Annotated in this window: 13 protein-coding genes; 2 read left to right on the top strand and 11 right to left on the bottom strand. The window is 39.9% G+C overall.

The features are described from left to right. Positions 1-169 precede the first annotated feature (169 nt). The 10 genes from DW904_RS18465 to DW904_RS18425 form a co-directional block, all read right to left on the bottom strand. Positions 170-802, bottom strand: coding sequence for a DUF5052 family protein (locus tag DW904_RS18465; protein ID WP_118583457.1), 633 nt, complete (start codon positions 800-802; stop codon positions 170-172). 263 nt (positions 803-1065) lie between these two features. Then, positions 1066-1401 carry a hypothetical protein gene (locus DW904_RS18460; protein WP_118583455.1) on the bottom strand — a complete coding sequence of 112 codons (336 nt, stop codon included), beginning with the start codon at positions 1399-1401 and terminating at the stop codon, positions 1066-1068. A gap of 657 nt (positions 1402-2058) precedes the next feature. Continuing rightward, positions 2059-2217, bottom strand: coding sequence for a hypothetical protein (locus DW904_RS23070; protein WP_202187772.1), 159 nt, complete (start codon positions 2215-2217; stop codon positions 2059-2061). 100 nt (positions 2218-2317) lie between these two features. Further along, positions 2318-3307 (bottom strand): prepilin-type N-terminal cleavage/methylation domain-containing protein, encoded by a 990-nt coding sequence (locus DW904_RS18455; RefSeq protein ID WP_243110492.1) that lies wholly within the window; start codon positions 3305-3307, stop codon positions 2318-2320. A gap of 299 nt (positions 3308-3606) precedes the next feature. Then, positions 3607-3861: a hypothetical protein gene (locus tag DW904_RS22630; RefSeq protein ID WP_147422344.1), complete on the bottom strand. Its 255-nt coding sequence runs from the start codon at positions 3859-3861 to the stop codon at positions 3607-3609. 259 nt (positions 3862-4120) lie between these two features. Next, positions 4121-6223 carry a hypothetical protein gene (locus DW904_RS18445; RefSeq protein WP_118583450.1) on the bottom strand — a complete coding sequence of 701 codons (2103 nt, stop codon included), beginning with the start codon at positions 6221-6223 and terminating at the stop codon, positions 4121-4123. A 191-nt stretch (positions 6224-6414) separates the two neighbouring features. Further along, a complete protein-coding gene (locus tag DW904_RS23065) occupies positions 6415-6687 on the bottom strand; it encodes a hypothetical protein (protein ID WP_202187771.1) in 273 nt (90 codons plus the stop codon). A gap of 522 nt (positions 6688-7209) precedes the next feature. Continuing rightward, complete coding sequence (locus DW904_RS18435) at positions 7210-8580, bottom strand: recombinase family protein (RefSeq protein WP_118583448.1); 1371 nt, start codon at positions 8578-8580, stop codon at positions 7210-7212. Further along, positions 8528-9937, bottom strand: coding sequence for a recombinase family protein (locus tag DW904_RS18430; protein WP_118583446.1), 1410 nt, complete (start codon positions 9935-9937; stop codon positions 8528-8530). Before DW904_RS18430 ends, DW904_RS18435 begins: the two co-directional genes overlap by 53 nt. After that, complete coding sequence (locus tag DW904_RS18425) at positions 9897-10478, bottom strand: hypothetical protein (protein ID WP_118583444.1); 582 nt, start codon at positions 10476-10478, stop codon at positions 9897-9899. The genes DW904_RS18430 and DW904_RS18425 overlap by 41 nt, the downstream gene beginning before the upstream one ends. Positions 10479-10725: 247 nt before the next feature. On the opposite strand from DW904_RS18425, the gene DW904_RS18420 reads away from it, so the two are divergent. Then, positions 10726-11004: a hypothetical protein gene (locus tag DW904_RS18420; protein WP_118583442.1), complete on the top strand. Its 279-nt coding sequence runs from the start codon at positions 10726-10728 to the stop codon at positions 11002-11004. Positions 11005-11318: 314 nt separating this feature from the next. Continuing rightward, positions 11319-11615: a hypothetical protein gene (locus tag DW904_RS18415; protein WP_147422343.1), complete on the top strand. Its 297-nt coding sequence runs from the start codon at positions 11319-11321 to the stop codon at positions 11613-11615. 244 nt (positions 11616-11859) lie between these two features. Here DW904_RS18415 and DW904_RS18410 read toward each other — a convergent pair whose 3' ends face one another. After that, positions 11860-12288 carry a prepilin-type N-terminal cleavage/methylation domain-containing protein gene (locus tag DW904_RS18410; protein ID WP_118583438.1) on the bottom strand — a complete coding sequence of 143 codons (429 nt, stop codon included), beginning with the start codon at positions 12286-12288 and terminating at the stop codon, positions 11860-11862. Between the last annotated feature and the right edge of the window lie 29 nt (positions 12289-12317).

Below are 12317 nucleotides of genomic sequence, written 5' to 3'. Positions count from 1 at the left end.
AAGATACAAAAATTGCCTGAGGAATGAAGCACATCAATATAACAAGCCCCAGCAAAAAGCCGGGGCTAATACTTCAATTATTTTAGGACATTTTCAAAAACGCTTGACATCATTAAACATATGATTTTATTTTTAAATCAGGAGTGGTACAAGCCACTCCTGCTACGCTTCAAAGAAGGTCTTTATCAATAATCTGGTAGTTCGCCCGGTGTATGTACAGTGCCTTCCCATCGACCATAAGCTTTGTCATTTTCGGCAGATCGTCCGGAATTTCCCAATAGACATTATCCCCGGAAAATGCGGCGATAGGCTGTCCAAGCTGGGATTTGATGACCACAACCCTGGATTTGCCGAAATCATTTTTATACCGGTTCAAAACCCTCGCCAGAGCTGCATTATCCGTAATCCCGTTTCCGCCGCTACTGTTGACCTCGTCTAATGAAAAATCCACCTCCGGTTCCAGCCCATTCTGCACAAATACACAGGTATCTCCGCAGCTTTCGATTTCTTTTCCATCAATGGTAATGGTGATTACTGAAGACAGATCATAGCCGGTTACCGCTCTTCCATCGCTGTCATAGCTGACGGTTTCGATTTTATTTCCGGTAATGCTGATTTTCTTTCCAGAAGTTTTCAAGGTCTGATTCCCATAATTATCATAGGTATATACGGTATAATTGTTTCCGATCAATGAGCCATGAATTTCATTAATAATGGAACCCAGCTTACTGCAGCCAGTCAGCGCAACTACCAGAATTGCGGACAAAAGGACTGCAAATATCCTCTTCTTTTTCTTTTGCATTTTTCTTCTCTCCATGTGTTTTTATGTGTGATATGCTTCCGCTATAACTTGAATCAAAAGATAGTTACAGATTTATAGTAGCATGACAAATCACAGAATACAAGATGAATCACTGTCCCGCATTTTAAATTATTTTGGAAAAAACCTCTTGATTTCCTTTTATATATGCTCTTAATTTCATTCTGTCATTGGTTCTTTTCAAAAAGCCACAAACCTGGCGCAAATCAGTTTGAAACCATTCTTCATTCGAAAAATGGCGCATTTCAAAAATCAGAAGTGATTTTTCTGTAAACAGCTTCTTCAGTTCCTCTCTCATGTGATGCCCATACTGGCATTACATAATGCTCAATTGTTTGCCCCTGGAGCATAAGCAAGAACTTTGCTTTATTCACTGTCACCATCACGGATAAATCCAGTGTATTCTCTACTGCTGATACTTTGTTGTCCTTTTTGAAAATATTGTGCAGTACTGGATTCTGTTCCTGCAGGTCACATTCTCTGACAACCGGTTTCCCATGAAATATAACTCCGTTAATCAGATCCGCAACCCTCCTGAAGTCCCGAAAGTATTCAATTGATATGGCGTTTTCCTCCTTCATGCACACTCCCTTTCTGAATATGATAGCAGTATGCAGAATATGTGAATATACTTTTCAGATGTTATTCTATATTATTATAATACATATTTTAATTGTGTTTTTCAAGTATCAGTATATTTTTTATTTACCATTTTACACAGCTATCAGTTTCTAACACAATGCAAAAAAAATGAATCAACTGGTCGAATGACCGGACACAGATTCTTCTGTGAGATTTTCTGTAGTGAAAGTGAGATTAGTATACGACTTGTTGGGGGGTATTGTCAATCATAAAACGTTTGGAAGTTTGTTATTTCTATATATAATATGTTGTAAGTATATTTAAAAAGAGTCTCTTGAAATATCTGATAAATATGAAGTTTTTAGATAATTAGTTGTACTTTTCTATTAATTTATCGGAAACAAGAAGTTAAAATTAAAATGTAAGACCAAAGAAAAGAAAGTTACTGGATGGACTGGCAAAGTTCTATGAAAACTAATTATCAAAAAGGACAAGCAGCAGAAAGGCTAATACGTTAAAAAGAAGAATAGCAGCGATAAGTTTGTATTGAAAGTGTGTGTCTCAGATGAGCCACACATCTCTCTGGATTTGAATATTTACAAATCTATTTTTAGGTTTACACATGCTCGATATATAATAAATTTTAAATTGGAGCATTATCCGCTTCCAGAAGAATGAAGAGCTTCCTTTTTTATAACTTTAATTGCTTGAAAAACGGCGATCTCATCGACCGCCGCTAAAAAATCAAAATACTTATACATTTTTCTTAACAAACTCTGAAGTTTTCCGAATTCATCCCAAAAGCCTAGTTCCAAACACAAATTCCCCTTAAAATCTTATCCAATTTACAGTGGACCGTTTATTTCTTAAGTTTTATATTCTCCCTCATGACTTTTGATTATCCCTAATTTTTTGTTAAGAACCATAATTTTTAATCAAAAGCCAACGACTTTCATCATGATCTATTGTAGGGGGTTCTGATTGTTTATCCTCAGAATTTATTAAACGTACATAATAATTTTTTCCATCATAATATACATCGCCTCTTTTTACTGGACCAAGTCTTCTCTTTTCTACTCCATTCTCCATATCAACTTTATCATCAGCGACAGTTAAAGTTTTTCCTGTAAGCTCTGCATATAGATATTCTGTATTCACATACCCTGGATGTATATAATACTGACCATGAACCAAAGTCTGATCCTGAGTAACGACATATGTCTTGCCATCGCTGTACTTATATGCCCAGCCTCTATAAATGTAATTATTTTGGTTCTCTTCTGGTTCAGGCGGATAATCCACTACATAATTATTATTAGGTGCCTGCGTAGGTGTTGGTATCTGTGTAGGGATAACAGTAGGCACTGGCGTAATCCACAGATTTGGTGTTGGCGTTACTGTCGAATTGCTGCTATCATTTCCACCACTCCAATAAAACGAAATATACTCAACATTACTGCCCACAGGTGGATGATATGTAACTATACAGTATCCATCCAGTCCAGGCTGTCCATTCCAATATGGCACTCCGGCTTTAGAAGATACACCTCCGATTGTAATTGGCTCAGCAGTCTGCCAGCCAGATTGTTTCTGTTTCAATGGCGTTACCGTAATGGAATAAGCACCAGCCTCAACTGTATAACCGTTAAATGTCTCTGCGCTTGTTTTATATATAGTCTGATTCGCATCTTTTGTATAAATCGCCGTTGTATCCCCTGTAATCGCCGCCATCATCACTTCCGCATATGCAGATCTTACATCGGAGAGATCTACGGCTTCGCGGCTTTTTTCAAGCTGACTTGTGAAAATGGGGATTCCGATTGCTACCAACACAGCAATTATCGCAACTACGATTAAAAGTTCTGCCAACGTAAATCCCTTGGCAGATTTTATTTTTCTTTTCATAAACATCCCTTTTTTCTTATGTATTTGTTGCCAAAAAGCATACTTTTGCTTTTTAAGGATAGCACATAGACCTACCGAAGTCTATCTGCATTTTGGCTAAAATAATACCTCATTTTCGTAAATGTTGCGCAACTGCAAATAGATTTCGCCGCGTCTCCTCTCTTCGCAGAAGTCCTTCCTCTTTTGGGTTATATTCAAAATTTTCAACATCTACACAGACTATGTTTACCTAAACAATCGAAATTCTTCTGGAATTAAACAGAGTGGCAGCTATCAAAGGCTGCCACCCAATTTTACCCTTATGCAATTCCCAATTCTGCCATCAGTTTTTTTCGATACTTTTTATTATTACTTGCCTGCAATAAATCATTAATACGCCCAGCATAGACTAACTTTTGAATTAATTCATTCATTCGTTCTTCTGTCTTACGTTCGCCTTCACGTCTGCCCTCACGAATACCTTCCTGTTTGCTGTCTCTCATCATATCATCAAATGCCTTACACATATCAAATTCACCTCCCACCGTTTCAACATCTCTCTTTATAAGTTTCATGGCCCTAATTCCCGACATTACAGTAAGTAGGTCAAATGTGTCTTCTTCTAGTTTGGAGAAAACCTCTTCATTCGCCTTTACATACTCCCGTAAAGCCGTTTTGTCATTCGTTCTTTGCAAAAATCCACAAACCTGTTGTAAATCGGTCTGGAACCAGTGGATATTTTGGAAATAATGCACTTCAAAAAGCAATCAATCAGAAAAGCAGACCAGAAATGACTTCTGGCCTGCCCGGTAAAAAGAATTATTTAAATTGAAATCACCCAAATTTCCTCATATTACTAAGGTCTGTCAGGTTGATCATCTGTGTTTCGCCGACTTCACCGGTTGGGCTCATCGGGCATACGGCGTAATTTCGTGTTTCGCTTCCTATCGTAAGTTTAGCCACATAATGCCAGCGAGACCATTCCTCAGTGCCTCTCTGATAATCACCATAACAATTATGAATATTATCAAAACCACCGATTAACTTTGCAAATTCACAAAGGGCTGCCGGTGATGTGCAGGAATCCCAACGATAAGATACAAAAAATGGAGTATTAGGCTCTGCTGCCAGAGATACCAGATAATTTCCATGTACCGTTACATATTTGAAGCGACCTGGCTCTGTGAGATAATCACTTACAGCGTCCATTTTTTCAAATGGAGTCATACCGGAAGTTGTAACTTTGTTGATAATGTCAGTCATCCATGCTTTTTCAGCCTGGTCATAATCCATAACATTTAATGCCACTGTTTTTGCAACCGTATAACCAGACATGGAGTATTCTCGGAATTCGATATTGTAAGTTCCTGCTTTTTCAAAATATACATATCCGATATAACCGCCTTTTACTTTTTTCAGGGAAGTTGTCTCGGAATCGCCATTTTCATAAGGAATATCATCATATATGTGCGTTGTTCCACCTGAATACACATTTATCAAAGGGCTTTCTCCATCACAGATCAGTCTAAAAGAATTCAGATCCTGATTGTCTGTTTTTATAAAAAGAGGTTTGATACACTGTGTGTAAATATCTGCTTTCTGCTTGTCCAAACCATAAATTTCATAGGTATATTTAGCAGGTGTTGTGCCTTTCGTATCATATATTGGCAAATCTACTTTACGGATTTCGCTCCACGGTCCAACGACTTTTACATTATTGCGGATGGTGTAAGAACGTACTTTTGCATAATAACTGCGGCCTGAGTCTAAATAATAGAAACTCACACTTCCTATCCCGTCATCTTCACCGATTGTTCGCATATCCTGAACACTGTATGCAAACTTATCATTGTAAGAAAGATAACCTTCGTAACCAACATAAGGATCTGACTGGGAAAAAGTTCCCGGGCAGTTCAAATCCACCCATCCGTCACCATAATCTATTGACTTGATGGCTGGAACAGGAAGGGTGCTGTCAACTGTTTCAGATGTCACTACATAAGAAGTCTCAGTATGCGGATTGTATAGCTTCTGGGTAACTGAAACCGTGGAAGTAATTTTTTGTCCATAAATATCCGTGATGGTAATCACGCATTTCCCAGGCTCAAGCGTCGCAAATAAGTGGCTGTTTCCGCCTTCAGCTTCATCTGTGGAATATACAACAGCCGGATCAGAAACATTAATGTCTTTGATTCCATTTGACGTTTCAATTTCATAATATCTTCCGCTTTCCAGGGTTATATTTGCTTTTCCCTCTTCAAGCGTTAATTTCGGAACCGGCTTAGGGGTAGGTGTTGTATTTGAAGTATTTTCTTTTGACTTTCCGCTTGTTTTGCAATGTTCTGTGGAAGACCATTTGGAATAATATTTCTTTCCTTTAATGGTCATGTAGGTACGGGCCTGCATATAATATGTAGTTCCGGCTTTCAGTCCATTGAGGGAAACGGTGTTGTTTTTGTTTCCTTTGACTGTTATGGTTTTCGCATTTTTTAATTTGGAATTTGTGGCATAGCGTAGCTGGTAACCGCTGGTCTGAGCGGTTTTCCTTTTTATTATCACACTGACAGTCTTTTTTCCAACATAACCACCCATTACCTGGGTCTTTGGAGGCAAAATGGTAAACTGCTTTTTCACTTTGCCGGCATAAGCACCTTTTCCAATAATCTGAACAGTATAGGTGCCTACCTTTTTGCAGCCCTTGGAATACTTCAGAACATAGTTTTTCTTCTCTTTCAGGACTTTGCCCTTATAGGTGACGCTTACCTTCGGGCGCTGGACTTTTTGATTGTAGGTGAGTTTGGTGGCTGATAATTTAATTTTGGTGTTTTTCAGATTTACCTTTGCAGCGGCAAATACCTGGCTTGTACTGCACAGCAAAAGCAGGGAAATGATGAGGCAAAGATGAATCAGCCGGTGAAGGTGGTGATTCTTTTTCATAGATTTTTTGCTCCTTCCTGAGATAGATTGATAGATTTATTAGACCATTGCAGAACTTCATTTGTTTTGATTTTAGCACTTGATGGGGGAATTAACAAGTAGAATGGGGTGCAAAGAAAACATTAAGAATATCCAATGCAATTTATAGTTAAAAGCCCAAAATTGCGTTGGATATTCCTTTTCGTATTGGCTTATAAGCCATCATATTTTGACATTTTCATTCCTGCTAATTCCAAAACATGTTCTCTGCTAATTTTCAGCAGTTCTGCAATCTTTTCAATGCCCATTCCATCCTGAAGTAGTGAATTGACAATTTCTTTTGTTTTCAATTCCTTTCCTTCCTGTATTCCCTCTTGTATTCCTTTTTGTATTCCTTTTTGTATTCCGCTTTGCTCCCCAGCCTCAAACTCAGCTTTTCTCAGTTTACGTTCTTCCTCTTCTTTGTCATATTCAAATATACTCACTGCGATAACCTCCGCTCTATTTTTCCGAAGAAATTCTTCCAGAATTTCCTCCTGAATACATTCATCTACAGCTTTTTTTACAGCTGTTTCCAGCTGCATATATTTTGCATATTTACGAACCTGCGCTACATATATTGCATATTCCCTTAGTATCTGGCACTGTTCCATCAATTCCCTATTACTGCCTTCATAGCATCCGGAATATCGTGTCCTTGTAGTTTCTGTTTACCATAGGCTGGTCCTCCTTTTCTTTGCAGGAGTCAGAAAAGACAAGCTAAGCATACATACCTTTCATTCAGAACTCCTGCTCTTCTTCGTTAATGGGTTAAAAAGCATGGATTTCTGATGTGTGATTAGATAAATCAGATGGCGGATATGCCTTGAACTATATGAGAAATATGCTTTTTATCATAATAACATTGAAGTTCTTGATTTACAAGTACTTTTCGAAAATCTGCTAAATTCTTCCGCTTTCTTCACAGCCTATTCCCCTGGTAACGGGAATGATTTTTCAAACACGCTCTAATCCGTCACCAGCCTTACGCCATCCATAAACAAAATCTCACACCCCCTATCACCCCCAATTATAATTTCCCTAATCACCATTCTCGTCTTCTTCGCCGCCTGGAACCAGGCAGGATACTTTTCGGTCAGTTCTTTCATCTGTGCTGCACGTAAGCGCTCCAGGGCATTTCCCTGGGCAATATCTTTCTCCCAGCCTGGCAGAAGATTTTCTCTCTGGGATACCAGCTGTGCCCAGGCAGCGCTTACATATTCTTCCATCTTATGCCCCTCAACAGGCTTGGCTTTACAAAATCCACCCTTTTCTTTGCCGGAATTTATGCAACGCCACACACTTTTTCTGCCCTTCTTCACCATCCTTCCACCACAGCACCCACAAAAAATTTTTCCATAAAAAGGTTCCAGACTGCTGCTTCCCAATTCCCGGATCTGATGATTCCGTTTAAACTCTTTGATTCTGTTGATTTCCAGCTGTGCCGCGTCCCATATTTCCCGCTCTATGATCGCATCATGATCATTTTCCACATAATACTGTGTCAGTTTTCCATCGTTCTTTTCCAGCTCTTTCGTAAGAAAATCCCGGATGTAATACTTCTGCATAAGCAGATCTCCCTTGTACTTTTCATTTTGAAGGATGCGAACGACCGAAACCGCAGCCCAACGAGATTCTCCATGCACGCCCGAAACATTTTCGGTATTCAGCATTCGTGCTATTTCAGATGGCTGCCACCCCTCCAGAAACTCACGAAAGATCCGCCGCACCACTTTCGCCTGCCCTTCATTTATTACCAGATGCCCCGCCTCATCCTTATCGTATCCCAGAAAACAAGCGGCATTAATGTGAGGGATTCCCTGCTGAAACCTGGAACGGATTCCCCACCTGGTGTTTTCGGAAATATTTCGTGATTCCTCCTGGGCCAGACTGGAAAGAATGGTAAACAAAAGCTCACCAGACGACTCCATCGTATTAATCCCCTCTTTTTCGAAAATCACCGGAATCCCAAGGCTCTTCAAATATCTTGCATAATGCAGGCAATCCCGGGTATTTCTGGCAAAACGGCTGATAGATTTGGTGATCACCAGATCTACTTTTCCCGCCTCACAAGCCGCAATCATACTGCGAAAGCCAGCCCTTTTGCGCGTACCAGTACCAGAAATCCCCTCATCGGAAAAGATTCCGGCAAGCTGGTATTTCTCTTTTTCATTAATATAATCCGTGTAATATGCGATCTGATTGGCAAAAGAGCCCAGCTGCTCTTCCTGTTCGGTAGACACCCTGCAATAGGCTGCCACTCTGCATTGGGAACTGCTGGCAGATTTAGCATTTCCATTCGTCTGGCTTGGGGGAATAACCGTAAGTTTCTTTTCCATCTATAAGCTCCTTTCCGATATATGCTGAAAAACCGATGTTCCGAAGCGGGGAAAGCCTTTCATCCGATATGCGGACTCCTTTGCAAAAAGCTTTTCCTTTTCGACTGAGACCATTGCAGATCCACCAGACAGAGTGGTTTCTGGCAATGATCCGCCGTAGCCTGGAACCACAATATTTGCAGAAAATCCGATCTTTGTAAGGATAATTGGCGATAGTTAAAGGCTGTTTATCCAGGATAAGTCCGGATTTTTCTTTCTGTGGAATTTTTTCTTTCGGGGTTCTTTTCTCCGGTGTATCTGGGACCTGAGCTTTTTTCGTTACGGCAATCTCATCAGAAGGTAATCCCTGCCTGTTTCTTTCGCTCTTCTTTGCCAGCTTTTCCTGTGCGGTTTCCCACAATTCTTCAGAAATGATTGCCGGATGATCGTGCCGGATGTAATACATCTGCTTTTCCCCTTTGTTTCGTACCAGTTTTCGCTGATTGTTTACATAATATCTCTGGCAAATATAATCTCCCGTATAGGCGTTGTTATGAAGAATCCGGCTTACTGTGGAACGGCTGAAAGTCCTGTCATTCTGAGTGGTAATTTTATTTTCGTTCAAATATTTCGTAATCTGGCTGATACTCCATCCGTCAGCAGCCATCTGGAAAATATGCCGTACAAGTTCTGCATTTTCATCCGGGACCAGATTCCCTTCTTGATCCTTCCGATACCCCAGACAGCGGTGCAGCTGCCGCATAGGATGACCCTTTCTGTACTTCTGCTGAATCGCCGTCTTAGTCAGCCATCTGGCATTTTCGCTTTCTGCCTGGGCAAATGCCGCGTAAAGAGTCAGCAGCAGCTCCCCTTCCTGGGACAGGGTATGGATTTTCTGAAGTTCAAAATATATATCAATCCCCAGTTCTTTCAGCTCCCGGGTAGTTTTCAGCACAGTATCTGTGTTGCGGGCAAAACGGGTGATGGATTTGGTAATAATCTGCCGAAAACAGCCTTTCCGTGCATCTTCCAGCATTTTGCAAAATCCGGGACGGTTCTCTTTATAGCCGGAAATTCCAAAATCATAATATATTTCTGTCAAAATGTAATTTGGGGTTTTCTTCATAAATTCCTGATAATGGCGAATCTGATTTTCCAGGGAATCCTGCTGATGGGGGTGAAGGGTGGAAACGCGGCAGTATATTGCGGTGGGAATGGATGAGAGGGGTGCCGCAGTTGGAATGGATAATGGATTTTCCGCTGCCGGAATAGATAATAGATTTTCTGCTGCCGGAATAGATAATGGATTTTCTGCTGTTGAAATGGATAATGGATTTTCATAAGGGGATGAAAAACAAGGTTTCTGTATTTCGCTCATGTTGTCTGGCCTCCCTTCTCCGTTTATTGTAGGCTTCCATCTTTTCCTCACTAGAATATGCGCTGCTGCCAGATAAATTCCAGGTGAGAAGCTTTCGGGTGCTGGCGTATTCGGCACCTTTCAGGCCAAGCTGGTTCAGCCAGATCCGGAAACGATATTTTTCACTGGCTCCGGAACCGGTATTTTTTCGATTGGGCACTACCCACTTGCGGGCATGGGCCGTCTGAAGAAGTTTCTCCAGGAACTGGCGGTACGCTGCTTCTTTCTCCGAAGAAATGAATGAGTTCTCTCCCACGATCAAAATGAAGTCCTCTTCCATGGTAAAACCAGGAATCGCTTTGTTGATAAGGGTTTGCTTTTCCGCCAGAATTGCGGACAGATTTGCTCTTGCCTGCGCGGGCAAATTGCTCAATGAAAACTGCAGGACTCCGTGGGCCTCAAAATCTTCCGGAATTGGGACATTTCTGGAAATGCCGCTATTTCCCGGAACACCTGCGTTTAGGGAAATACGGTCTAACTGAAAGGTTAAAATCTGGTTCATTGGCTGCCTCCTCATATGTTTTTTTGGTAAGCTCAATATAACATAAATTCGGAAAGCCATTTCGAACAGTTCTATATTGTATTTTATAATCGGGCACGCTACTATGAACTTGTAAATATCAGCTTACAGCAATGCACCGGAAGCGATAAAAGACATCTATAAAAAAATTTTGTGGGCTTTACTAATAAAGATGAATGTGCCCGTAGATGAAGTAAAAGAAATGATGGGCGAGATTGGAGGTCGTGGAATGGGTTATCTATTTGAAAATATGGAAAAAATGGACATTCAGGCTGAAAGACGAAATACGCAGAGAGAAAAAGAGCGTGCTGATATGGAAAAAGAACGCGCTGATATAGAAAAGGAACGCGCTGATACAGAAAAGGAACGCGCTGATACAGAAAAGGAGCGCGCTGATACAGAAAAGGAGCGCGCTGATACAGAAAAGGAACGCGCTGATGCAGCAGAATTAGAAATTCAGAGATTAAAAAAAGAACTTGAAAAAAGAATGCATGTAACCGGAAACTAGAGCCTGTTTAATAAAGGCTCTAAATTTCAACAAGGGAAACCAAGCACGATTAAAGGTATTAACAATTTTACTGGTTTAGCAAAAACATCCTGCATCAGTCATACTCGCAAAAAGGTTTGACTGGGCAGGATGTTTTTGTCAAAAGGCAGGTTTTTTAATTCATGGAATGTCTTCTTATATGTTTGGGGGTATATTTCATACAGTATATGGGTTCGTTCAACTATGAGAAAATACAGACGATGGGGGCCGTGCTGGTTGCGATTAGTATTCCGATTTTTACTAGTCAGTTGGAGAAATCTAGAGATGCTGTTACTATGGCAAATGTACGTGCAGCTTACGCAGAAGCTTCTGCGGAGGTTTTAACATCACAGACCGCTGCAACTGGAGCTAGTAACTTAGTTTCTACTTCATATGATGTAGTAGTAAAAGGAAAAAGTGGTGATGGAACAGCTTTTACAGGAACGGATCTTCCATTCAATATGGGAAATGGTGTAGCAGCAGCTTTGGATAAGGCAGTAGCAGGAAGCGAAACTATTAAAGTTACATTTACGTGGACTGTTACAGATGGTAACGCTGAGCAGAAACCAACTTGTAATTTAGCTACAAACTAGAAATATAAGCAATAAAAAGATAAAATTAATATACTTTTACTATGGAAAATTTTGAGGATACCAAAATTATACATTTTCGGTATCCTCATTTTTAAAATAAATTTTTGACATTTAATAAAATATAAAAACGGCGATCCTAACAATCGCCGTAAAAAAGATAAAATCACATTTGGATTTGTTTTTGCACAAAGTGTACATTTATGTTATCTATTTTTTATATTTATACTGTTTTTCTAAAAAATAATCAGCTGGCTTTTGGAGTTGCACCTGTAATTGGATTAACAGTTTTAGATCCAGATGCTGTTTTTTCAATTTTAACAGTGCCATCTGTTTCAACAGTAACATAATAGTTAATAGTAGTCTTAGCATCTGTAAGAGTACTTAATTTAACTCCACCAATTTCGGAATCTTTAACTGCAGTTTTAAAGCCTTCGCCGGTTTGGGTCATTTCAACAGGACCTGCTGATACTGAACCCTCAGATTCTAAAACAGCTACAGAAGCTGTAGCATATGCCGCTCTTAAATTTGCAGCATCTGTGGATTCTCTAGATTTCTCTAACTGTGTTGTAAAAATCGGAATTGAAATCGCAACCAGCACGGCAATAATAGCTACAACAATAAGCAGCTCAGCCAATGTAAAACCTTTTTTGTTTTCTTTTGCTTTTTTAAACATTTTAAAGCCTCCTATTTAATATTTTTCAT

This window comes from Ruminococcus sp. AM42-11 (genome assembly GCF_003480145.1).
GTDB classification, from domain to species: domain Bacteria; phylum Bacillota; class Clostridia; order Lachnospirales; family Lachnospiraceae; genus Blautia_A; species Blautia_A faecis.
Note: the sequence above shows the minus strand (reverse complement) of the source record. Positions and strands in the feature narration are given on the sequence as shown.